General features: G+C 71.1%; 20 protein-coding genes and 2 pseudogenes. 19 read left to right on the top strand and 3 right to left on the bottom strand.

Translation table 11 applies throughout. The annotated features are described in order from the left end of the window. Nucleotides 1-43: 43 nt before the first annotated feature. Complete coding sequence (locus tag ACWDVB_RS37975) at nucleotides 44-1,276, bottom strand: DUF349 domain-containing protein (RefSeq protein WP_451612041.1); 1,233 nt, start codon at nucleotides 1,274-1,276, stop codon at nucleotides 44-46. 134 nt (nucleotides 1,277-1,410) lie between these two features. Beyond that, a complete protein-coding gene (locus ACWDVB_RS37970) occupies nucleotides 1,411-2,235 on the bottom strand; it encodes a peptidylprolyl isomerase (protein ID WP_451519527.1) in 825 nt (274 codons plus the stop codon). A gap of 174 nt (nucleotides 2,236-2,409) precedes the next feature. On the opposite strand from ACWDVB_RS37970, the gene ACWDVB_RS37965 reads away from it, so the two are divergent. The 5 genes from ACWDVB_RS37965 (at nucleotide 2,410) to rpsD (ending at nucleotide 7,526) form a co-directional block, all read left to right on the top strand. Then, complete coding sequence (locus tag ACWDVB_RS37965; RefSeq protein ID WP_451519528.1) at nucleotides 2,410-3,123, top strand: MBL fold metallo-hydrolase; 714 nt, start codon at nucleotides 2,410-2,412, stop codon at nucleotides 3,121-3,123. Between the two features lie 13 nt (nucleotides 3,124-3,136). Further along, nucleotides 3,137-4,399 carry a histidine--tRNA ligase gene (gene hisS, locus ACWDVB_RS37960; RefSeq protein ID WP_451519529.1) on the top strand — a complete coding sequence of 421 codons (1,263 nt, stop codon included), beginning with the start codon at nucleotides 3,137-3,139 and terminating at the stop codon, nucleotides 4,397-4,399. Between the two features lie 102 nt (nucleotides 4,400-4,501). After that, entirely contained in the window at nucleotides 4,502-5,143 is a 642-nt protein-coding gene (locus ACWDVB_RS37955) for a vitamin K epoxide reductase family protein (RefSeq protein ID WP_451519530.1), read from the top strand. Between the two features lie 46 nt (nucleotides 5,144-5,189). After that, a complete protein-coding gene (locus ACWDVB_RS37950; RefSeq protein ID WP_451519531.1) occupies nucleotides 5,190-6,548 on the top strand; it encodes a replication-associated recombination protein A in 1,359 nt (452 codons plus the stop codon). 363 nt (nucleotides 6,549-6,911) lie between these two features. Further along, nucleotides 6,912-7,526, top strand: a complete 615-nt coding sequence (gene rpsD, locus ACWDVB_RS37945) for a 30S ribosomal protein S4 (RefSeq protein ID WP_125511570.1) — start codon at nucleotides 6,912-6,914, stop codon at nucleotides 7,524-7,526. A gap of 22 nt (nucleotides 7,527-7,548) precedes the next feature. On the opposite strand, the pseudogene ACWDVB_RS37940 reads toward rpsD, so the two are convergent. Next, nucleotides 7,549-9,646: pseudogene (locus ACWDVB_RS37940) on the bottom strand (ATP-binding protein). A 161-nt stretch (nucleotides 9,647-9,807) separates the two neighbouring features. On the opposite strand from ACWDVB_RS37940, the gene ACWDVB_RS37935 reads away from it, so the two are divergent. The 14 genes and pseudogenes from ACWDVB_RS37935 to nusB all read left to right on the top strand — a co-directional run bounded on the left by ACWDVB_RS37935 (nucleotide 9,808) and on the right by nusB (nucleotide 23,388). Further along, nucleotides 9,808-10,266, top strand: a complete 459-nt coding sequence (locus tag ACWDVB_RS37935) for a DUF948 domain-containing protein (RefSeq protein WP_451519532.1) — start codon at nucleotides 9,808-9,810, stop codon at nucleotides 10,264-10,266. Nucleotides 10,267-10,273: 7 nt separating this feature from the next. Further along, nucleotides 10,274-10,675: a DUF6167 family protein gene (locus ACWDVB_RS37930; RefSeq protein ID WP_451519533.1), complete on the top strand. Its 402-nt coding sequence runs from the start codon at nucleotides 10,274-10,276 to the stop codon at nucleotides 10,673-10,675. Beyond that, nucleotides 10,675-13,344: an alanine--tRNA ligase gene (gene alaS, locus ACWDVB_RS37925; RefSeq protein ID WP_451519534.1), complete on the top strand. Its 2,670-nt coding sequence runs from the start codon at nucleotides 10,675-10,677 to the stop codon at nucleotides 13,342-13,344. Before ACWDVB_RS37930 ends, alaS begins: the two co-directional genes overlap by 1 nt. A gap of 20 nt (nucleotides 13,345-13,364) precedes the next feature. Further along, entirely contained in the window at nucleotides 13,365-13,829 is a 465-nt protein-coding gene (ruvX, locus tag ACWDVB_RS37920; RefSeq protein WP_451519543.1) for a Holliday junction resolvase RuvX, read from the top strand. Nucleotides 13,830-13,953: 124 nt separating this feature from the next. After that, entirely contained in the window at nucleotides 13,954-15,702 is a 1,749-nt protein-coding gene (gene mltG / locus ACWDVB_RS37915; RefSeq protein WP_451519535.1) for an endolytic transglycosylase MltG, read from the top strand. After that, nucleotides 15,699-16,529 (top strand): shikimate dehydrogenase, encoded by an 831-nt coding sequence (locus ACWDVB_RS37910; protein ID WP_451519536.1) that lies wholly within the window; start codon nucleotides 15,699-15,701, stop codon nucleotides 16,527-16,529. Before mltG ends, ACWDVB_RS37910 begins: the two co-directional genes overlap by 4 nt. Before the next feature lie 170 nt (nucleotides 16,530-16,699). Next, entirely contained in the window at nucleotides 16,700-17,884 is a 1,185-nt protein-coding gene (aroC, locus tag ACWDVB_RS37905; RefSeq protein ID WP_451519537.1) for a chorismate synthase, read from the top strand. After that, nucleotides 17,881-18,396, top strand: a complete 516-nt coding sequence (locus ACWDVB_RS37900) for a shikimate kinase (protein ID WP_451519538.1) — start codon at nucleotides 17,881-17,883, stop codon at nucleotides 18,394-18,396. Before aroC ends, ACWDVB_RS37900 begins: the two co-directional genes overlap by 4 nt. Then, the gene (aroB, locus tag ACWDVB_RS37895) at nucleotides 18,393-19,490 is read left to right on the top strand and encodes a 3-dehydroquinate synthase (protein WP_451519539.1); all 1,098 of its coding nucleotides are present in this window, start codon (nucleotides 18,393-18,395) and stop codon (nucleotides 19,488-19,490) included. The genes ACWDVB_RS37900 and aroB overlap by 4 nt, the downstream gene beginning before the upstream one ends. A gap of 149 nt (nucleotides 19,491-19,639) precedes the next feature. Next, nucleotides 19,640-19,897: pseudogene (locus ACWDVB_RS37890) on the top strand (Pro-rich N-terminal domain-containing protein); the annotation flags it as partial. Between the two features lie 228 nt (nucleotides 19,898-20,125). Next, nucleotides 20,126-21,109: an AAA family ATPase gene (locus ACWDVB_RS37885; RefSeq protein ID WP_451519544.1), complete on the top strand. Its 984-nt coding sequence runs from the start codon at nucleotides 20,126-20,128 to the stop codon at nucleotides 21,107-21,109. Nucleotides 21,110-21,216: 107 nt separating this feature from the next. Continuing rightward, complete coding sequence (locus tag ACWDVB_RS37880; RefSeq protein WP_451519540.1) at nucleotides 21,217-22,323, top strand: aminopeptidase P family protein; 1,107 nt, start codon at nucleotides 21,217-21,219, stop codon at nucleotides 22,321-22,323. A gap of 61 nt (nucleotides 22,324-22,384) precedes the next feature. Next, nucleotides 22,385-22,951: an elongation factor P gene (efp, locus tag ACWDVB_RS37875; RefSeq protein WP_451519541.1), complete on the top strand. Its 567-nt coding sequence runs from the start codon at nucleotides 22,385-22,387 to the stop codon at nucleotides 22,949-22,951. Between the two features lie 2 nt (nucleotides 22,952-22,953). After that, a complete protein-coding gene (gene nusB / locus ACWDVB_RS37870; protein WP_451519542.1) occupies nucleotides 22,954-23,388 on the top strand; it encodes a transcription antitermination factor NusB in 435 nt (144 codons plus the stop codon). Nucleotides 23,389-23,493 lie beyond the last annotated feature (105 nt).

Genomic DNA, 23,493 nt, shown 5'->3' with positions numbered 1-23,493 from the left:
GGCGCTTCTGCGCCGGGGGCGGACCCATGTGTCGTGAAGGCTGTCAGCCGCCGAACTCGTGCAGACCCTTGAGAGCCTGGTCGAGCAGCGCCTGACGGCCGTCAAGTTCCTTCTGGAGCTTGTCGGCCTTGGAGTTGTTGCCGGCAGTGCGAGCCTTGTCGATCTGCTCCGTCAGCTTGTCCACCGCCGCCTGCAGCTGCCCCGTCAGGCCCTCGGCCCGAGCCCGTGCCTCCGGGTTCGTGCGGCGCCACTCGGCTTCCTCGGACTCCTGCAGCACCCGCTCCACGGCGTGCATGCGGCCCTCGACCTTGGGGCGCGCGTCGCGCGGGACGTGGCCGATGGCCTCCCAGCGCTCGTTGATCGAGCGGAAGGCGGCGCGGGCCGCCTTCAGGTCCGTCACCGGGACGAGCTTCTCGGCCTCCTCGGCCAGCTCCTCCTTGAGCTTCAGGTTCTCCGACTGCTCGGCGTCGCGCTCCGCGAAGACCGCGCTGCGCGCCGCGAAGAACACGTCCTGGGCGCCGCGGAAGCGGTTCCACAGATCGTCCTCGTGCTCGCGCTGGGCGCGGCCCGCCGCCTTCCAGTCGGTCATCAGCTCGCGGTACCGCGCGGCCGTCGGGCCCCAGTCCGTCGAGCTCGACAGCGCCTCGGCCTCGCCGACCAGCTTCTCCTTGGCCTTGCGGGCCTCCTCGCGCTGCGCGTCCAGCGAGGCGAAGTGCGCCTTGCGGCGCTTGGAGAACGCCGAGCGGGCGTGCGAGAAGCGGTGCCACAGCTCGTCGTCCGACTTGCGGTCCAGGCGCGGCAGACCCTTCCAGGTGTCCACCAGGGCCCGCAGCCGCTCACCGGCCGCCCGCCACTGCTCGCTCTGGGCCAGCTCCTCGGCCTCGACGACCAGGGCCTCCTTGGCGTTCCGCGCCTCGTCGGACTGCTTGGCCTTCTGGACCTTGCGCTCCTCGCGGCGCGCCTCGACGGTCTCCACCAGCTTGTCGAGCCGCTTGCTCAGGGCGTCCAGATCGCCGACCGCGTGCGCCTCGTCGACCTGCTGGCGCAGGTGGTCGATGGCGGTCGTCGCGTCCTTGGCCGACAGGTCGGTCGTCTTCACCCGGCGCTCGAGAAGTCCGATCTCGACGACCAGACCGTCGTACTTGCGCTCGAAGTAGGCCAGGGCCTCATCCGGAGATCCTGCCTGCCACGAACCGACCACTCGCTCGCCGCCGTCGGCCGTACGCACGTACACGGTCCCCGTCTCATCGACGCGGCCCCACGGGTCGCTGCTCACAGCGCCTCCTCCACATGATGCCTGCGCAGGGCCATCGGGCCCCCGGCATCGTCCACAGTTTCGTCACCGCCAACATAGGCGACCGGCGGGGCGGCTGTCCGCATCCCGCACGACCGAAGTTTGCCTGGCGGGGCTCAGGATTTGGTGACGGTCGCCTTGTCGATGACGACCGTCGCGTTCGGGGCGCCGTCGCCCTGCCCGGTGCTCTCCCCGGCGGCGGCGATCTTCTTGAGCACCTTCATCCCGGAATCGGAAATGGTCCCGAACGGTGTGTAGTCAGGCGGCAGCTGACTGTCCTGGTAGACGAGGAAGAACTGGCTGCCGCCGGTGTCGCGGCCCTTCTTCGTCTTGGCGTTGTACTGGTTCGCCATGGCGACCGTGCCCGCCGGATACACGTTCCCCTTCAGCCGCTTGTCCTTGAGGTTCTCGTCCGGGATCGAGTAGCCCGGAGTGCCCGCGCCGGTGCCCTTCGGGTCGCCGCACTGCAGGACGTAGATGCTGCCCGCGGTGAGGCGGTGGCACTTGGTGTGGTCCAGGTAGCCCTTGTTCACCAGAAAGTTGAAGGAGTTGACGGTGTGCGGGGCCTTCGCCGCGTCGAGGTCGAGCGCGATGTCGCCGCACGTCGTCTTCAGGTCCATCGTGTAGTCGGCGGACCTGTCGATGTCGAGCGCCGGCTCCTTCTTGAAGCTCAGCGGCTTCACCTTGCCGGGCGCCGCCTTCTCACAGGGGTCCTTCGGTGTGCTGGTGGGCTCCGCCGTCGCGTCGTCCTTCGTCGAACCGCCGCCGTCGAAGGCCCCCGCCGCGTACGACACGGCGCCGCCCGCCACCACCACCGCGAGCGCCCCCGCGATCACGCCGTTGCGCATCCGCGCCCTGCGCCGCGCGGCCTCCCGCCGCTGCTGCTGACGCTCGAACTTCTCCCGGGCGAGCTGCCGCCGCCGCTGATCGCTGCTGACCACCGGGTTCTCTCCCCATTTCCCGTTTCCCTCGGACCCCTTCGGGACCGTCTGAATGTGCCCGTACCGTATATGGGTTAGCTGTGGAATCGGCAGCGCCGGTAGGCTCTGATCTGCCGCGATCTCCCGCCGGGGGGTCCGCGGCCCCTCCCGACGGACGACGAACGAAGGACGATCGTGCTCATTGCCGGGTTCCCCGCCGGGGCCTGGGGCACCAACTGCTACGTGGTCGCCCCCGCCGCAGGCGAGGAGTGCGTGATCATCGACCCGGGCCACCAGGCCGCCCAGGGAGTCGAGGACGCACTCAAGAAGCATCGGCTCAAGCCCGTCGCGGTCGTCCTCACCCACGGCCACATCGACCACGTCGCCTCGGTCGTCCCGGTCTGCGGAGCGCACGACGTACCCGCCTGGATCCACCCCTCGGACCGGTACATGATGAGCGACCCCGAGAAGGCTCTCGGCCGTTCCATCGGGATGCCGCTCATGGGAGAGCTCACGGTGGGGGAGCCCGACGACGTGCGGGAGCTGACCGACGGCGCCGGTCTGCGGCTGGCAGGCCTCGACTTCTCCGTCGCGCACGCGCCGGGCCATACGAAGGGGTCGGTGACCTTCCAGATGCCCGAGACGGCCGAGATCCCCTCGGTCTTCTTCTCGGGCGATCTGCTCTTCGCCGGCTCCATCGGACGCACCGACCTGCCCGGCGGCAGCCACCCCGAGATCCTCCGGTCGCTGGCCCGCGTGTGCCTGCCGCTCGACGACTCGACCGTGGTGCTGTCCGGCCACGGCCCCCAGACATCCATCGGCCAGGAGCGCGCCACCAACCCGTATCTGCGGCAGGTGGCCGCCGGCCTGGGCGCGGACCCCACGTCCGCCCCGCGACGAGGAATGTGACGAGAGAACTCCCGTGAGCACCTTCAAGGCCCCCAAGGGCACGTACGACCTGCTTCCGCCGGACTCCGCGAAGTTCCTGGCGGTGCGCGAGGCGATCGCCGCCCCGCTGCGCAACTCCGGCTACGGCTACATCGAGACGCCCGGTTTTGAGAACGTCGAGCTGTTCGCGCGCGGTGTCGGCGAGTCCACCGACATCGTCACCAAGGAGATGTACGCCTTCACCACCAAGGGCGGCGACGAGCTGGCGCTGCGCCCCGAGGGCACCGCCTCCGTGCTGCGCGCGGCGCTGGAGGGCAACCTCCACAAGGCGGGCAACCTCCCCGTCAAGCTCTGGTACTCCGGCTCGTACTACCGCTACGAGCGCCCCCAGAAGGGCCGCTACAGGCACTTCTCGCAGGTGGGCGCCGAGGCGATCGGTGCCGAGGACCCGGCGCTCGACGCCGAGCTGATCATCCTCGCCGACCAGGCGTACCGCGCCCTCGGTCTGCGGAACTTCCGTATCCTGCTCAACTCGCTGGGCGACAAGGAGTGCCGTCCCGTCTACCGGGCCACGCTCCAGGACTTCCTGCGCGGCCTCGACCTGGACGAGGAGACACGTCGACGTATCGACATCAACCCGCTCCGCGTCCTGGACGACAAGCGCGCCGAGGTCCAGAAGCAGCTCGTGGGCGCCCCGTCGCTGCGCAACTCCCTGTGCGACGCGTGCAAGGCGTACCACGAGCAGGTCCGCGAGCTGATCACGGCGGCGGGCGTCACCTTCGAGGACGACGAGAAGCTGGTCCGCGGCCTGGACTACTACACCCGCACGACCTTCGAGTTCGTCCACGACGGCCTCGGCTCGCAGTCCGCGGTCGGCGGCGGCGGGCGCTACGACGGCCTCTCCGAGATGATCGGCGGCCCCTCGCTGCCCTCGGTCGGCTGGGCGCTCGGCGTGGACCGTACGGTGCTCGCCCTGGAGGCGGAGGGCGTCGAGCTCGAACTGCCCGCGCCGACCAGCGTCTTCGCGGTACCGCTCGGCGACGAGGCGCGCCGCGTGCTCTTCGCCAAGGTGACGGAGCTGCGCAGGGCCGGGGTCGCGGCGGACTTCTCGTACGGCGGGAAGGGTCTGAAGGGCGCGATGAAGAACGCCAACCGCAGCGGCGCGCGGTTCACCGTCGTCGCCGGTGAGCGGGATCTCGCCGAGGGCGTCGTCCAGCTCAAGGACATGGAGTCCGGCGAGCAGGAGGCGGTCCCGGTGGACGAGGTCGTCGCGGTCCTGACGGGCAGGCTGGCGTAACCGAGCCTCTTCCGGCCTGTGTGTCCAACGGACGGTGGGCACACAGGCTCGTGCGGCACAATATGCGTGCCCGCAGGCCACCTCGAGCGACGGAACGGCGTGATGACCAAAACGATGTCAGCGAAGGACGACGCCTTGGACCGCGAGGAGCACGTGGACGCTCCGCGCGCCGTCGGGGGGAGCCGTGCGCTCGCCCTGCTTCTGGTGATCACGGGCGCCGCCGGTCTGCTCGCCTCCTGGGTGATCACCATCGACAAGTTCGAGCTTCTGAAGGACCCGAACTTCCAGCCGGGCTGCAGCATCAACCCCGTCGTCGCCTGCGGCAGCATCATGAAGAGCGAGCAGGCCGAGGCGTTCGGCTTCCCGAACCCGATGCTGGGCCTGGCCGCCTACGCCATCGTGATCTGCGTCGGCATGAGCCTGCTTGCCCGGGCCCGCTTCCCGCGCTGGTACTGGCTCACGTTCAACGCGGGCATGCTCTTCGGCGTGGGCTTCTGTACCTGGCTGATGATCCAGTCGCTCTACCACATCAACGCCCTCTGCCTCTGGTGCACCCTGGCCTGGATCGCCACGCTCCTGATGTTCTGGTACGTCACGTCCTTCAACATCCGGGCCGGTTTCCTGCCCGCGCCGGGCTGGGCCAAGAGCTTCCTCGCGGACTTCACCTGGGCGCTGCCGGTGATGCACACCGGTGTCATCGCGATGCTGATCCTCACCCGCTGGGGCGCCGACCTCTGGGCCTGACCCGCGCCCGGCGGGATTGTCAGTGGCGTGACATAGGGTTCTGGACGTGGAGCCCGACCTGTTCACCGCCGCAGCCGAAGACCGCCAGGAGAAGGACCCGTCCAGCAGTCCCCTGGCCGTCCGGATGCGCCCGCGCACCCTCGACGAAGTCGTCGGCCAGCAGCATCTGCTGAAGCCGGGCTCGCCCCTGCGCCGCCTCGTCGGCGACGGCGGCGGCCCCGCCGGACCCTCCTCGGTCTTCCTGTGGGGCCCGCCCGGCATCGGCAAGACGACTCTCGCGTACGTCGTCTCCAAGGCCACGAACAAGCGCTTCGTCGAGCTCTCCGCGATCACCGCGGGCGTGAAGGAAGTACGCGCGGTCATCGACGGCGCCCGCCGGGCCATGGGCGGCCACGGCAAGGAGACCGTCCTCTTCCTCGACGAGATCCACCGCTTCAGCAAGGCCCAGCAGGACTCACTCCTGCCGGCCGTCGAGAACCGTTGGGTGACGCTGATCGCGGCGACCACCGAGAACCCGTACTTCTCGATCATCTCCCCGCTCCTCTCCCGCTCCCTGCTCCTCACCCTCGAACCGCTCACGGACGACGACCTGCGCGCCCTGCTGCGCCGGGCGCTCACCGACGAGCGGGGCCTCGGCGGCGCGGTCGAGCTGCCCGAGGAGGCCGAGGAGCATCTGCTGCGCATCGCGGGCGGCGACGCCCGGCGCGCGCTCACCGCCCTGGAGGCGGGCGCGGGCTCGGCGCTCGCCAAGAGCGAGCGGGAGATCACCCTCCAGACGCTGGAGGAGTCCGTCGACCGGGCCGCGGTGAAGTACGACCGTGACGGCGACCAGCACTACGACGTCGCGAGCGCCCTCATCAAGTCCATCCGCGGCTCGGACGTGGACGCCGCCCTGCACTATCTGGCGCGCATGATCGAGGCGGGCGAGGACCCCCGCTTCATCGCCCGCCGGCTGATGATCTCCGCCAGCGAGGACATCGGCCTCGCCGACCCGACCGCCCTGCCCACCGCGGTCGCCGCCGCGCAGGCCGTCGCCATGATCGGCTTCCCGGAGGCCGCACTCACCCTCAGCCACGCCACGATCGCCCTCGCCCTGGCCCCGAAGTCGAACGCCGCGACGATCGCGATCCAGCAGGCCCAGGCCGACATTCGCGGCGGCCTCGCCGGACCCGTCCCGCCCCACCTGCGCGACGGCCACTACAAGGGCGCGGCCAAGCTCGGCCACGCCCAGGGGTACGTGTATCCGCACGACGTCCCCGGCGGCATCGCCGCCCAGCAGTACGCCCCGGACACCATCGAGGGCAAGCGCTACTACCAGCCGACGCGGTACGGCGCGGAGGCGCGGTACGCCGACGTGGTCGAGCGGGTCCGCGCCCGGCTCAAGGGCGAGCAGCCCGACAGCTAGCCGGAACGGCCCCGGCTGAAGCACCCCCCGCCACCCGGTACACTTGCCCGAAGTGCTGCGTCCCGTGTCCGGTCCCGTACCGGACGCCACCAGATCGGGACATCCAGCCGGAACCCCACCGCCGCGAGGCACCGGGGATCCAGGAGCGTCGCGCACCGTCGAAAGGTGTCGCGGGCAGCCCACCACCACCCCGGAGCCCCCGGGAATCGGTCGGTGGGCCACTCGCGTGCTGCACATAGTGCCCAGACCAGGGAGCGGCTGCCGGGCCCGTCCGTCAGGACGAGCCGGGTTTCCCAGGCTGCGGATGCGACCTCCCCTAACCACTGGTGAAGCCGATTTCACAATGAACAGAGAGGTTGGTTCATGCCGAACCAGTCCCGCCCCAAGGTCAAGAAGTCGCGTGCCCTCGGCATCGCGCTGACCCCGAAGGCCGTCAAGTACTTCGAGGCCCGCCCCTACCCGCCGGGCGAGCACGGCCGTGGGCGCAAGCAGAACTCGGACTACAAGGTCCGTCTGCTGGAGAAGCAGCGGCTGCGCGCGCAGTACGACCTCTCCGAGCGCCAGCTCGTCCGTGCCTACGAGCGTGCGTCCAAGACGCAGCTCAAGACCGGTGAGGCCCTGGTCATCGAGCTGGAGCGTCGTCTCGACGCCCTGGTTCTGCGTTCGGGCATCGCCCGCACGATCTACCAGGCCCGCCAGATGGTCGTGCACGGCCACATCGAGGTCAACGGTGGCAAGGTCGACAAGCCGTCGTACCGCGTCCGTCCCGACGACGTCGTGATGGTCCGCGAGCGCAGCCGCGAGAAGCCGCTGTTCCAGGTCGCGCGCGAGGGTGGCTTCGCCCCCGACGGCGAGATCCCGCGCTACCTCCAGGTGAACCTGAAGGCCCTGGCCTTCCGCCTGGACCGCGACCCGAACCGCAAGGAGATCCCCGTGATCTGCGACGAGCAGCTCGTCGTCGAGTACTACGCCCGCTGACCCGGACGTAGCTCACCCTGCTTCAGCCCGTCGTCTCCCCGCCCTTCCTGGCGGGGCAGGCGGCGGGTTCGCTCGTTCACGGGGTGGGTGCGCAGCGCCCGGGACACCGCCGCGTCCAGACCGAGCCCCGCCCCCACGCGCACACACTCCTCGTACCGCTCGTCACCGAGCGCCGCGCGGGCCTGCTCCTCGCACAGCGTGTGCGGTCCGCCGAAGTTGCCCGAGCCGAACAGCGGCAGCCCCACGGAGGGCCAGATGCGGGACGCGGCGCCCTGCAGCACCGCCGCCTCCGCCGGATCGCCCTCCGCCGCCGTGAACAGCGCGAGCAGCTCGATGGACAGGACCGTACCCAGCAGATCGTGGAAGCGGTGGTCGAGATCGAGCGACTCGGCGAGCAGCTCGCGCGCCCGTTCCGCCTCGCCGCGGGTCCACGCCGCGTACCCGAGGACGTAGAGGGCGTAGGCGAGGGCCCAGCGCTCGCCGTGGTCCTCGCAGACCCGGCGTACGTCCTCGCACAGCTCCACGGCGGCGGCGAGCTCGCCGCGGAACGCCAGGGCCATGGCCAGTTCGACCTGGCCCATCAGGACATTGCTGTTGAGCTCGCCGATCTCCCGGTACCGCTCCAGCGCCGAGCGCAGCAGCTTCTCCGCGCGCGGGACGTCATCCGTGACCAGGGCCAGACAGCCGATGCGGTGCTCGGCGTAGGCCGCCGCGATCGCGCTGCCCGCCTGCTCGGCGCCGTCACGGCACTCGTGCAGCGCGGCCAGGGCGGCGACCGTGTCGCCCTGGAGCACCGCCACGTAGCCGAGCACCCACAGCGCCTTGAGCCGCGAGTCCTCGTGGCCGCCGTCCGGCTCCAGCGCCCGGTCGAGCCAGTGCCTGCCCTCCGCGAGGCGCCCGCAGCCGACCCAGCAGAACCAGAGCGTGCCCGCGAGGTACTGCCCCAGGTGGGCCTCGCCCCGCTCGGTCAGGCAGAACTCCAACGCGACGCGCAGGTTCGGCAGTTCGACGTCGACGAGGGCCGCGACCTCCGGCTGGCGCGGCGAGAACCACTCCAGCTCGCACCAGGTGGCGAGCCCCATGTACCAGTCGCGGTGCCTGCGCCGCAGCCACATGGCCTCGCCCGCGGCCTCCAGCCAGTCGGCGCCGTACGCCCTGACCGTGTCGAGCATGCGGTAGCGCACGCCCGTGGGCCCCTCCTCGCGGTTCACGACGGACTGCGCGATCAACTCCTCCAGTACGCCGAGCATGTCGTCGGCGTGCAGCCCGTCCCCGGCGCAGACGTATTCGACCGCCTCCAGGTCGAACTGCCCGGCGAACACCGACAGCCGCGCCCACAGCAGCCGCTCCCTCGGGGCGCACAGCTCGTGGCTCCAGCCGATGGCCGTCCGCAGCGTCTGATGACGGGCCGGTACGTCACGGCGGGCGCCGGTCAGCAGCCGGAACCGGTCGTCGAGCCGGGAGAGCAGCTGCGCGGGGGAGAGCGCCCGCAGCCGGCCCGCCGCCAGCTCGACGGCGAGGGGGATGCCGTCCAGGCGCCGGCACAGCTCCAGGACGTCCTCGCGGTTGCCGTCGTCGAGGCTGAAGCGGGGCAGCCCGGCCGCCGCCCGGTCGGCGAAGAGCGCGGCCGCCTCCGCCTCGGGCAGCGGCGCGAGCGCGAGGAGCCGCTCGCCCTCGGTCTCCAGCGGCCTGCGCCCCACCGCGAGCACCCGGAGCCCGGGGGAGTGCACGAGCAGATCGCGCACCAGCGAGGCGCACGCCTCCACGAGGTGTTCGAATCCGTCGACGACGAGAAGGAGTTCGCGCTCCGCGAGATGCTCCCGAAGCACCTGGCGCGGTGGCCTGCTCGTGTGGTCGGTCAGCCCCAGGGCCTCGGCCACGGCGTGCTCGACCAGGTGCGCGTCCCGCAGCGGCGTCAGGTCCACCAGCCAGGCGCCGTCGCGCGGCCGGGCCCCCGCCGCGGCCCGCACGGCGAGGCGCGACTTCCCGACCCCGCCGACCCCGGTCACGGTGATCAGCCGTCCGGCGTCCAACGCCGCGGCCAGCTCGGTCAGTTCGGCGGTGCGCCCGATGAAGGCGTTCAGTTCCCAGGGGAGATTGCCGGGCCGAGAGAGTCGCATGAGATACGGAGCGTACTCATCCGCATGCTCTCCGTACAGCTGCGGGAGGCAGCTCCTGTGGCGGCGAGCGGGAATGCGGTACGGACGGAGCGCCCTGGCGCGATAGGCTCGGGGGACGACTTTTCGATGTTCAGGGACGATGTCTCAGGGAGCGGTGCCAAGTGTCCGGTGGAGAGGTTGCCGGGGTCCTGGTGGCCGTCTTCTGGGCGATCCTGGTCTCCTTCCTCGCGGTGGCACTGGCGAGGCTGGCCCAGACGCTCAGGGCGACCACCAAGCTCGTCGCGGACGTGACCGAGCAGGCGGTGCCCCTCCTGGCGGACGCCTCGTCCGCGGTGCGCTCCGCGCAGACGCAGATCGACCGCGTCGACGCCATCGCCACCGATGTCCAGGAGGTCACGTCGAACGCGTCGGCGCTGTCCACGACGGTCGCCTCCACCTTCGGCGGCCCGCTCGTCAAGGTGGCCGCGTTCGGTTACGGCGTGCGCCGTGCCATCAGCCGCAAGACCGGCCCCGAAGCGAACGAAATGCCCGCCAAGCCGTCCCGTCGTACCGTGATCGTGGGCCGCACGGTCCCGTCCGCACGCCGGAAGAAGCGGGACGACCGGAGTAAGAGGGACTGACGCAGCGATGTTCCGCCGTACGTTCTGGTTCACCGCGGGCGCAGCCGCCGGCGTATGGGCCACCACCAAGGTCAACCGCAAGCTCAAGAAGCTCACGCCCGAGAGCCTGGCCGCGCAGGCGGCGAACAAGGCGATCGAGGCGGGCCACAAGCTGAAGGACTTCGCGCTCGACGTGCGCGACGGCATGGCCCAGCGCGAGGCCGAACTGGGCGAGGCCCTCGGCCTGAACGACCACCCCGACGCCGAACTGCCTCCCGCGCGCCGCTTCGCGGTCATCCAGAACCGCAGCCCCGCCAAGCTCGACAAGAGCGACAGCACCAACAGCACCAACAGCACCAACAGCACCGACAAGAAGACGAAGTACGTCGAGAACACGGCGTACTCGTACAACCGGAATGAGGACCACTGATGGAGTCGGCTGAAATCCGCCGCCGCTGGCTGAGCTTCTTCGAGGAGCGCGGGCACACCGTCGTCCCTTCGGCGTCGCTCATCGCGGACGACCCGACTCTGCTCCTCGTCCCCGCGGGCATGGTGCCCTTCAAGCCCTACTTCCTCGGTGAGGTCAAGCCGCCCGCCCCGCGCGTCACCAGCGTGCAGAAGTGCGTGCGTACGCCCGACATCGAAGAGGTCGGCAAGACCACCCGCCACGGCACGTTCTTCCAGATGTGCGGCAACTTCTCCTTCGGGGACTACTTCAAGGAAGGCGCCATCCAGCTGGCCTGGGAGCTGCTCACCGGCTCCGTGGCCGACGGCGGCTTCGGCCTCGACCCCGAGCGCCTGTGGATCACGGTCTACCTCGACGACGACGAGGCCGAGCAGATCTGGCGCGAGAAGGTCGGCGTCCCGGCCGAGCGCATCCAGCGGCTTGGCAAGAAGGACAACTTCTGGTCCATGGGCGTCCCGGGCCCCTGCGGCCCCTGCTCCGAGATCAACTACGACCGCGGCCCCGAGTTCGGTGTCGAGGGCGGCCCGGCCGTCAACGACGAGCGGTACGTGGAGATCTGGAACCTGGTCTTCATGCAGTACGAGCGCGGCGCCGGCGACGGCAAGGAGGACTTCCCGATCCTCGGCGAGCTCCCGTCGAAGAACATCGACACGGGCCTCGGCCTGGAGCGCCTCGCGATGATCCTGCAGGACGTACAGAACATGTACGAGACCGACACCCTGCGTGTCGTCATGGACAAGGCCACCGAGCTGACCGGTGTGCGCTACGGCGCCGACCACGGCTCGGACGTCTCCCTGCGCGTGATCGCCGACCACGTCCGTACGTCCGCCATGCTCATCGGCGACGGTGTCACGCCCGGCAACGAGGGCCGCGGGTACGTCCTGCGCCGCATCATGCGCCGCGCCATCCGCAACATGCGTCTGCTCGGCGCCACCGGCTCGGTCATCAAGGACCTTGTCGACGTCGTGATCGACACGATGGGCCTCCAGTACCCCGAGCTGATCACCGACCGCAAGCGCGTCGAGACCGTCGCCCTCGCCGAAGAGGCCGCCTTCCTCAAGGCCCTCAAGGGCGGCACGAACATCCTCGACACCGCCGTCACCGAGACCAAGGCCGCCGGCGGCCAGGTCCTCTCCGGCGACAAGGCGTTCCTGCTGCACGACACGTGGGGCTTCCCGATCGACCTCACCCTGGAGATGGCCGCCGAGCAGGGCCTCTCCGTGGACGAGGACGGCTTCCGCCGCCTGATGAAGGAGCAGCGGGACCGCGCCAAGGCCGACGCCAAGGCCAAGAAGACCGGCCACGCCGATCTGCACGCCTACCGCGAGATCGCCGACGCCGCGGGCGCCACCGACTTCACGGGCTACTCGCACACCGAGAACGAGGCCGTGATCGTCGGTCTCCTGGTCAACGGCGTCTCCTCGCCCGCCGCCACCGAGGGCGACGACGTCGAGATCGTCCTGGACCGCACCCCGTTCTACGCCGAGGGCGGCGGCCAGATCGGCGACACCGGCCGTATCCGCCTGGACAGCGGCGCCATCGTCGAGATCCGCGACGTGCAGAAGCCGGTCCCCGGCGTGCACGTCCACAAGGGCATCGTCCAGGTCGGCGAGATCACGGTCGGCGCCCCGGTGTGGGCCTCGATCGACTCGCACCGCCGCCGCGCCATCGCCCGCGCCCACTCCGCCACGCACCTGACCCACCAGGCGCTGCGCGACGCGCTCGGCCCCACGGCCGCCCAGGCCGGTTCGGAGAACCAGCCCGGCCGCTTCCGCTTCGACTTCGGTTCGCCGTCCGCCGTGCCCACGGCCGTGATGACGGACGTCGAGCAGAAGATCAACGAGGTCCTCGCCCGCGAGCTGGACGTGCAGGCCGAGGTCATGTCGATCGACGACGCCAAGAAGCAGGGGGCCATCGCCGAATTCGGCGAGAAGTACGGCGAGCGCGTGCGCGTCGTCACCATCGGTGACTTCTCCAAGGAGCTGTGCGGCGGTACGCACGTCCACAACACCGCCCAGCTCGGCCTGGTGAAGCTGCTCGGCGAGTCCTCCATCGGCTCCGGCGTGCGCCGCATCGAGGCCCTGGTCGGCGTCGACGCGTACAACTTCCTCGCCAAGGAGCACACGGTCGTCGCGCAGCTCCAGGAGCTGGTCAAGGGCCGTTCCGAGGAGCTGCCCGAGAAGATCTCCGGCATGCTCGCCAAGCTGAAGGACGCCGAGAAGGAGATCGAGAAGTTCCGCGCGGAGAAGGTCCTCGCGGCCGCCGCCGGTCTCGTGGAGTCCGCCAAGGACGTACGCGGTGTCGCCCTCGTCACCGGTCAGGTGCCGGACGGCACGGGCGCCGACGACCTGCGCAGGCTCGTCCTCGACGTACGCGGCCGCATTCCCGGCGACCGCCCGGCCGTCGTCGCGCTCTTCACCACGGCCAACGGCAAGCCGCTGACGGTCATCGCCACCAACGAGGCCGCCCGCGAGCGTGGCCTCAAGGCCGGCGACCTGGTCCGTACGGCCGCCAAGACCCTCGGTGGCGGCGGCGGCGGCAAGCCGGACGTCGCCCAGGGCGGCGGTCAGAACGCGGCCGCCATCGGCGACGCCATCGCCGCCGTCGAGCGCCTCGTCACCGAGACGGCCTGATGACCGAGCCTGTCCAGGGCATGCGCAGGGGCCGACGCCTTGCCATCGACGTCGGTGACGCCCGGATCGGGGTCGCCTCGTGCGACCCCGACGGGATCCTCGCCACACCGGTGGAGACGGTGCAGGGGCGCGATGTCCCGGCCGCCCACCGCCGGTTGAAGCAGCTCGTCGAGGAGTACGAACCGATCGAGATCGTCGTCGGCCTCCCTCGCTCCCTCAACGGGCGCGAGGGCCCGGCGGCCGCGAAGATCCGGGCGTTCACACAGGAGTTCGCCCGCATGGTCGCCCCCGTCCCGGTGCGGCTCGTGGACGAGAGGATGACCACAGTGACGGCCAGTCAGGGCCTGCGCGCCTCGGGCGTGAAGTCCAAAAAGGGCCGGTCCGTCATCGATCAGGTGGCCGCTGTGATCATCCTTCAGCAGGCACTGGAGTCCGAACGGGCGTCAGGTAAAGCTCCGGGCGAGGGCGTCGAAGTGGTCATCTGATCGCGATACGGTAACGTTCCGCGCGATGCGGCGGCGTTCGAACAGCTGCCGCACAGCATCAAGAGGCGGAACGGTTGCCCGGCCATCCAGACGGCGGCCCCGCCTCGCGGCATGTAGGGGATCGATGACTGAGTATGGCCGGGGCGCAGGCTCCGAACCGTGGCATCCGGAGGACCCGTTGTACGGGGACGGCGGATGGGGAGGACAGCAGCCCGCGGGCGACCAGTCCCCCTACGGCGGCCAGGGGCAGTACCACCCGCAGCAGCCGCACCAGCAGCAGCACGGGCAGGCGCACCAGTCGTCGCAGTACGGCGGTGAGCAGCACGGCGGTGACTGGAGCACCGGGCAGCAGCAGTACGAGGGCGGCCCCGCGCAGGCCTACAACGGCGGACCCGGTCAGGGGCAGGGTCAGGGGTACGAGGGTGACCCCGCCCAGCAGTACAACGGCGGCCCCGGCCAGGACCCCCACAACGGTGGCTGGGACACCGGGCAGCAGGGGCAGGCCCCGTACAGCGGCGACCCGATGGACCCCTACGGCGGCCGGCAGCCCGGCTACGGCCAGGAGAGCCCCGACTACTACGCCACGCCCGACGCCTACGCACCGCCGGAGCCGCCGGGCCGCCGCCGGGCCCCCGCGGAGCCCGGGTCGGGGCCGGAGCCCGAGACCGACTGGGACCCGGGGCCCGACCAGGGCGAGCACGCCTTCTTCGCGGACGACGGCGATGACGACGATGACGACGAGCCCGGCCGCCGTGGTGGCCGCGGTGACCGGCGCGGGGGCCGCGGCGGAAAGAAGCCGAAGAAGCGCCGCAACGGCTGCGCCTGCCTGGTCGTCACGCTGGTCTTCGCGGGCGGCCTCGGCGGAGTCGGCTACTTCGGCTACCAGTTCTACCAGGAGCGTTTCGGCACGGCTCCGGACTACGCGGGCGACGGTTCGGGGAGGGTCACCGTCGACATCCCCAAGGACGCCGGTGGCTACGAGATCGGCGCGAAGCTGAAGGAGGTCGGGGTCGTCAAGAGCGTCGACGCCTTCGTCTCCGCCCAGGGCAAGCACCCCCAGGGGCAGTCCATTCAGGCGGGCGTCTACACGCTCAAGAAGGGCATGTCCGCGGCCAGCGCCGTGAAGCTGATGCTCAGCCCCGCGAGCCGCAGCAACCTCATCATTCCCGAGGGGCGCAGGAACAAGTGGGTCTACGGACAGATCGACGAACGTCTGGAATTGGCGAATGGCACCACGGAAAAGGTAGCCAAGAAGGAATGGCGGACCCTCGGTCTACCTGCCTGGGCCAATACCAACAAGGACATCAAGGACCCGCTGGAAGGGTTCCTCTTCCCCGCCAGCTATCCCGTAGCCAAGGGCCAGAAGCCCGCGGACGTCCTGCGGAAGATGGTCGCCCAGGCCAATGAGAAGTACGAGAAACTCGACCTCAAGTCGAAGGCCGCCGAGCTGAATCTGAAGGACCCGCTCGAAGTCCTCACGGTGGCCAGCCTCGTCCAGGCGGAGGGCAAGCACAAGCACGACTTCGAGAAGGTCGCGACGGTCGTCTACAACCGCCTGAAGCCCAACAACACCGAGACGTACGGCCTGTTGGACTTCGACTCCACGGTGAACTACCTCAAGGGCGAGTCCAAGCTCGCCATCGGCTCGGTGGACGACCTGCGCAAGATCAAGGACCCGTACAACACCTACAAGGTCAAGGGTCTGCCGCCCGGACCGATCAGCAACCCCGGCGAGGTGGCGCTCAATTCCGCGCTCCACCCGGCCGAGGGGGATTGGTACTACTTCGTCTCGATCAGCGAGGACAAGACCCTCTTCGCCGAGACCAACGAAGAGCAGAACCGAAACCGCGAGAAATACCTGAAGGGGCAATGAGCGCGCACCAGCGTCGAGCCGCAGTCCTCGGCTCCCCGATCGCCCACTCCCTCTCTCCGGTGCTGCACCGCACCGCTTATGAGGAGCTGGGGCTGACCGACTGGACGTACGACCGTTTCGAGATCGACGAGGCGGCGCTGCCCGGATTCGTCGGGGAACTCGGCCCGGAATGGGCGGGGCTCTCGCTGACGATGCCGTTGAAGCGGGCGGTCATTCCGCTGCTCGACGAGGTCAGCGGGACCGCCGCGTCCGTCGAGGCCGTGAACACGGTGGTGTTCACCGAGGACGGCCGGAAGGTCGGGGACAACACCGACGTCCCCGGCATGGTCGCCGCGCTGCGCGAACGCGGCATCGAGCAGGTCGACTCCGCCGCGATCCTCGGCGCGGGCGCCACCGCCTCGTCGGCGCTCGCCGCCCTCGCGCGGATCTGCACGGGTGAGGTCGTCGCGTACGTACGGAGTGACACGCGCGCCGCCGAGATGCGGCAGTGGGGCGAGCGGCTCGACGTGGAGGTCAGGACCGAGGACTGGGAGGACGCCCGCGAGGCGCTGAACGCCCCGCTGGTGATCGCCACGACCCCGGCGGGCGCCACGGACGCGCTCTCGGCCCTGGTGCCCGAGCGTCCGGCGACCCTCTTCGACGTGCTGTACGACCCGTGGCCCACCGTGCTCGCGGCCCGCTGGTCGGCGTACGGCGGGGCGGTCGTCAGCGGGCTCGACCTGCTCGTGCACCAGGCGGTGCTCCAGGTCGAGCAGATGACGGGCCGCGGCCCCGCGCCGCTGGACGCGATGCGCAAGGCGGGGGAGCACGCGCTCGCCGAGCGATAGTCCCGCCCCATCGACGCCGTGTCCGACAGGCGGGCACGGCGTCCGCCTGATGGACCGGGGGCCTGGGCCGCCCCGGGGACGTGGGAGGATCGGGGGATGGCGGGCCAGGGCCGCGCACCCGGCCGCGCCGTCGAAGACAGCAGTTCCAGGCGCGAGCATGAGGAGCACCGTTGAGCAGGTTGCGCTGGCTGACCGCGGGGGAGTCCCACGGACCCGCACTCGTCGCCACGCTGGAGGGACTTCCCGCCGGCGTGCCGATCACCACGGACATGGTGGCGGACCACCTGGCCCGGCGGCGGCTCGGCCATGGACGCGGCGCCCGCATGAAGTTCGAGCGCGACGAGGTCACCTTCCTCGGCGGCGTCCGGCACGGCCTGACCATGGGCTCGCCGGTGGCGGTCATGGTGGGCAACACCGAGTGGCCCAAGTGGGAGCAGGTCATGGCGGCCGACCCGGTCGACCCCGAGATCCTCGCCGACCTGGCCCGCAACGCCCCGCTGACCCGCCCGAGGCCCGGCCACGCGGACCTCGCGGGCATGCAGAAGTACGGCTTCGACGAGGCCCGGCCGATCCTGGAGCGCGCCTCCGCCCGCGAGACCGCGGCCCGCGTCGCGCTCGGCGCGGTCGCCCGCTCGTACCTCAAGGAGACGGCCGGGATCGAGATCGTCAGCCACGTCACCGAGCTGGCGGCCGCGAAGGCCCCCTACGGCGTCTACCCGACCCCCGCCGACGTCGAGAAGCTCGACGCCGACCCCGTGCGCTGCCTGGACGCCGACGCGTCGAAGGCGATGGTCGCCGAGATCGACCAGGCCCACAAGGACGGCGACACCCTGGGCGGCGTCGTCGAGGTGCTCGCGTACGGCGTCCCGGTCGGGCTCGGCTCGCACGTGCACTGGGACCGGCGGCTCGACGCGCGGCTCGCCGCCGCGCTCATGGGCATCCAGGCCATCAAGGGCGTCGAGGTCGGCGACGGCTTCGACCTCGCGCGCGTGCCGGGCTCCAAGGCGCACGACGAGATCGTCGCCACCGACGACGGCATCCGGCGCACCTCCGGCCGCTCCGGCGGCACCGAGGGCGGCCTGACCACCGGTGAGCTGCTCCGCGTACGCGCCGCGATGAAGCCCATCGCGACCGTGCCGCGCGCCCTCGCCACCATCGATGTGGCCACCGGCGAGGCCACCAAGGCGCACCACCAGCGCTCCGACGTGTGCGCCGTCCCGGCCGCCGGCATCGTCGCCGAGGCCATGGTCGCGCTCGTCCTCGCCGACGCCGTCGCCGAGAAGTTCGGCGGCGACAGCGTGCCCGAGACCCGGCGCAACGTCCGGTCCTACCTCGACAACCTCCAGATCCGGTGACCGGTCCGCAGATCGTCCTCGTCGGCCCGATGGGCGTGGGCAAGACGACGGTCGGTGAGCTGCTCGCCGACCGGCTCGGCACCGCCTTCCGGGACACCGACGCCGACATCGTCGCCGCCCAGGGCCGCGAGATCTCGGACCTCTTCGTCGACGAGGGCGAGCCGTACTTCCGTGACCTGGAGCGGCAGGCCGTGCGCGCCGCCGTCGAGGAGCACAGCGGCGTCCTCGCGCTCGGCGGGGGCGCGATCCTCGACGAGTCGACGCGCGCGCTGCTCGCCCCGCACGCCGTCGTCTACCTCTCGATGGACGTCGAGGAGGCCGTCAAGCGCACCGGCCTCAACCAGGCGCGCCCGCTGCTCGCCGTCAACCCGCGCAAGCAGTGGCGCGAGCTGATGGACGCCCGCCGCCCTCTGTACGCCGAAGTCGCCCGCGCGGTCGTCGCCACCGACGGCCGCACCCCCGAAGAGGTCGCCCAGGCGGTCCTCGACGCACTGGAGTTGAAGGAAGCATGACGACGGAGCAGACTCCCACCCGTATCCACGTCGGCGGCACCGCCGGTACGGATCCGTACGAGGTCCTGGTCGGTCGGCGGCTCCTCGGTGAGCTGCCCGGTCTCATCGGCGACCAGGTCAAGCGCGTCGCCGTGATCCACCCCGAGGCGCTCGCCGACACCGGTGACGCGCTCCGCCAGGACCTCGCCGACCAGGGGTACGAGGCCGTCGCCATCCAGGTGCCCAACGCCGAGGAGGCCAAGACGGCGGAGGTCGCGGCGTACTGCTGGAAGGCGCTCGGCCAGTCCGGCTTCACGCGCAGCGACGTCATCATCGGCGTCGGCGGCGGGGCCACCACCGACCTCGCCGGGTTCGTGGCCGCGACCTGGCTGCGCGGGGTGCGGTGGATCGCCGTCCCGACCACCGTCCTCGGCATGGTGGACGCGGCGGTCGGCGGCAAGACCGGCATCAACACCGCCGAGGGCAAGAACCTGGTGGGCGCCTTCCACCCGCCCGCCGGGGTCCTCTGCGACCTGGCGGCGCTGGACTCGCTCCCCGTCAACGACTACGTCTCCGGGCTCGCGGAGATCATCAAGGCCGGTTTCATCGCCGACCCGGCGATCCTGGACCTGATCGAGACGGACCCGCAGGCCGCCCGCACGCCCGCGGGGCCGCACACCGCCGAGCTGATCGAACGCTCCATCAGGGTCAAGGCGGAGGTCGTCTCCGGAGACCTCAAGGAGGCGGGCCTGCGCGAGATCCTCAATTACGGGCACACGCTCGCGCACGCCATCGAGAAGAACGAGCGCTACAAGTGGCGGCACGGCGCGGCCGTCTCCGTAGGCATGCTCTTCGCCGCTGAACTCGGCCGGGTGGCGGGCCGGTTGGACGACGCGACGGCCGACCGGCACCGCACGGTCCTCGAATCGGTCGGGCTGCCGCTGACCTACCGCTACGACCAGTGGCCCAAGCTCCTGGAGACCATGAAGGTCGACAAGAAGTCCCGCGGTGACCTGCTGCGCTTCATCGTCCTGGACGGCCTCGGCAAGCCGACCGTCCTGGAGGGGCCCGACCCGGCGGTGCTGCTCGCCGCGTACGGCGAAGTGGGCCAGTAGCGGCCGCTCCTGGGCTCTGATTCGGCCACGGGCACTTCGCGGCCTCCCCGGCCGTTCACACAACGGCGGCCGGGGACGGTACCGTTCGGTAACGGGCGGCCCGGCCGCCGCCCGACCAGCGTCAGTCGCACGAGACGGAGTGGCACCGGATGCAGCACGCAGTGGGGTCTCCGCTGCCGCCGCCCCATCAGCCGGGGCACGGACCGGCCACCGGCTGGTCCCCGGCCGCACATCACCCGAACACTCCACCCCCGGGCGCCGTCCCCCAGAGCGCCCCGCCCCCGGGCGCCGTCCCGCCGGGTGCGCCGCAGCGACCCGCACCGGACTTCGCGGCCGGCCCAGCCCCGCAGGCCCCGGGCCAGGCGCCGCCTGCATCGCACGCCCCGGGTCAGGCGTCGCACGTCCCACCTGCCCCTGGGCAGGCGCCGCCCGCATCGCATGCGCCGGGACAGGCACCGCAAGCCCCGCCCTCACCGGGTCAGGCACCGCCCGCACCGCACGCCCCTGGGCAGGCGTCGCCCGCATCGCACGCCCCTGGCCAGGCACCACATGCCTCACACGCCCAGGGCCAGGCGTCGCAAGCCCCGCCCTCACCGGGTCAGGCGTCGCAAGTCCCGCCTGCCCCTGGGCAGGCACTGCCTGCGTCGCACGCCCCTGGGCAGGCGTCGCCCGCATCGCACGCCCCTGGCCAGGCACCACATGCCTCACACGCCCCGGGTCAGGCGTCGCAAGCCCCACACGCCCCGGGTCAGGCGCCTCCCGCACCGCACGCCCCTGGGCAGGCGTCGCCCGCATCTCACGCGCCGGGCCAGGCACGCAACGCCCCGCACTCACCGGGTCAGGCGCCGCCCGCTCCACACTCCCCGGCCCAGCCGCCTCGTCCACAGCAAACCCACGGGCAGCCCCCGCACCTCCGGGGACAGGCCCCCGCGACCCTTCAGCTCGGTGGGCACAGTCCCGTGCCTCCGAATCCGGACACCACCGGGCACATCCAGCTTCCGCCCGGCGGTCCCGTCGCGATGCCGAGCCCCCCGCCGGACACGGCGCAGGCCGACACCGGCGCCACGACGCTCGCCGTGCTGCTCATCGGCCCCGCGGGCGCGGGCAAGACGAGCGTCGCCAAGTTCTGGGCCGAGCACCGCCGCGTGCCGACGGCCCACATCAGCCTCGACGACGTACGCGAATGGGTGCGCTCGGGGTTCGCCGACCCCCAGTCGGGCTGGAACGACCACTCCGAGGCGCAGTACCGCCTGGCCCGCCGCACCTGCGGCTTCGCCGCGCGGAACTTCCTGGCGAACGGCATATCCTGCATCCTCGACGACGCGGTCTTCCCCGACCGCCCGGTCGTGGGCCTCGGCGGCTGGAAGCGCCACGTGGGCCCCGGGCTGCTGCCGGTGGTCCTCCTCCCGGGCCTGGAGATCGTCCTGGAGCGCAACGCCGAGCGCAGCGGCAACCGCCGCCTCACGGACGAGGAAGTGGCCCGCATCCACGGCCGCATGGCCGGCTGGTACGGCTCGGGCCTGCCCATCATCGACAACTCCCAGCTGGACGTCCCCGCCACGGCCCGCATCCTGGACGACGTCCTGGCCCGAGCCATCGCGAGTCCGCCGCAGTGGTAGCGGTGGGGCCTGCCTGAGTTTCGTACTGAACGTTTCGTACTGAACGCCGCCGCCCGGTCGGACGCGCTGACCGGGCCGGTTGGTGGTGGCGCTCATAGGCTCGCCCCATGTCTGAGGTCTACGCGGTCCGCAGGGAGCGAGTGAGGGAGCGGTGTGCCGCGGGTGGGGGCGCGGCGGCGCTCATTTCGCGGCCCGCCAATGTCCGCTATCTCGCCGGAGCCGCGCCGGACGGCGCCGTGCTGCTGGTCGGCGAGGACGAGGACGTCCTGCTGTGCGGGCGCCCGCCCGGTGACCAGCCGGGTGAGGGACGGCCCGACGAGGCGCTGCGGATGCGGCTGCTGCCCGCGCCGGGCGCCGATCCGGCCGTCGCCGGGGCCGGGCTCGCCGCCGCCCGGGGGGCCGAGTCACTGGCCGTGGAGGAGCACCATCTGACGGTCGCCCGGCACCGGGCCCTCGGCTCGGTCGCGCCGCGGCTGCGCCTGGTGGACCTCGGCGGGGCGGTGGAGCAGCTGCGGTACGTCAAGGACGAGGAGGAGATCTCCTGTCTGCGGATCGCCGCGGAGATCGCCGATCAGGCGCTGGGGGAGCTGCTCGAGTCCATCCTGGTCGGACGGACGGAGCGGCATCTCGCACTGGAGCTGGAGCGGCGGCTCGTGGACCACGGCGCGGACGGGCCCGCCTTCCCGACCTCGGTCGGCACCGGGCCGAATTCCGGCAAGGGAGGTCATCGGCCCTTGGACCGGCGGGTGGAGGAGGGGGATTTTCTCTCCGTGTGCCTGGGGGCGAGTTACCGCGGATATCGCTGCGAGATCGGGCGTACGTTCGTCATCGGAACCTCCCCCGCGGGCTGGCAGATCGAGCTGTACGACCTTGTCTTCGCCGCTCAGCGGGCGGGCAGGGAGGCCCTCGTACCCGGCGCAGCCTGCCGCGACGTGGACCGCGCGGCACGCCACGTACTGGACTCCGCGGGCCATGCGGACGGGCTCGCTCCACTGACTGGACACGGCGTGGGGCTCGAAATCGACGAGGACCCGCAGTTGGCGCCCTCGGCCATGGGTAAACTGGACGCTTGCGTGCCGGTCACCGTCGAACCGGGGGTTCACCTCCCCGGCCGGGGCGGTGTCCGGATCGATGACACGCTCGTCGTGCGCCCCGAGGCGGACGGCGGACCCGAGCTACTCACCATTACGACCAAGGAGCTGCTCGCGCTCTAGCGGCACCAGCCGCGGCGCGTGCCCCGGCGTCGTCCACGTCAGTCCAGGAGATTCCGCAACCGTGGCTTCCACGAACGACCTCAAGAACGGCCTGGTGCTCAAGCTCGAAGGCGGCCAGCTCTGGTCCGTCGTCGAGTTCCAGCACGTCAAGCCCGGCAAGGGCCCGGCCTTCGTGCGCACCAAGCTCAAGAACGTGCTCTCCGGCAAGGTCGTCGACAAGACGTTCAACGCCGGCGTCAAGGTCGAGACGGCCACGATTGACAAGCGCGACATGCAGTTCTCCTACATGGACGGCGACTACTTCGTCTTCATGGACATGGAGACGTACGACCAGCTGCACGTCGACCGCAAGGCCGTCGGCGACGCCGCCAACTTCCTGATCGAGGGCTTCACCGCCACGGTCGCGCAGCACGAGGGCTCGGTGCTCTTCGTCGAGCTGCCCGCCGCCGTCGAGCTCGTGATCCAGGAGACCGAGCCGGGCGTCCAGGGCGACCGCTCCACCGGTGGCACCAAGCCCGCCACGCTGGAGACCGGCCACCAGATCCAGGTGCCGCTCTTCATCACCACCGGCGAGAAGATCAAGGTCGACACCCGTACCAGCGACTACCTCGGTCGGGTGAACAGCTAACCGTGGCTGCTCGTAATACGGCCCGCAAGCGCGCCTTCCAGATCCTCTTCGAGGCGGACCAGCGCGGAACGGACGTCCTGACGGTCCTCGCCGACTGGGTGCGCCACTCGCGGTCCGACACCCGGCAGCCGCCGGTGAGCGAGTACACGATGGAGCTCGTCGAGGGGTACGCGGAGCATGAGCGCCACATCGACGAACTCATCTCGCAGTACGCCGTCGGATGGACCCTGGACCGCATGCCGGTCGTCGACCGGAACATCCTGCGGCTCGGCGCCTACGAACTGATCTGGGTCGACGGGACGCCCGACGCGGTGGTCCTCGACGAGGCGGTCCAGATCGCCAAGGAGTTCTCCACCGACGAGTCGCCGGCCTTCGTCAACGGCCTGCTCGGACGCTTCAAGGACCTGAAGCCGTCCCTGCGCCGGGACGAGGCGTAAGGCGTCCTCCCACGTCACCCACAGGGCCCGCAGCAATCCGCTGCGGGCCCTGGCGGTTTTGCACAGCAGAAACCGCCGGGGTGGCCGCGGCCTCTCGGCTGCGGC

This window comes from Streptomyces sp. NPDC003379 (assembly GCF_053589195.1).
This window is presented reverse-complemented; position numbering and strand designations above follow the sequence as displayed.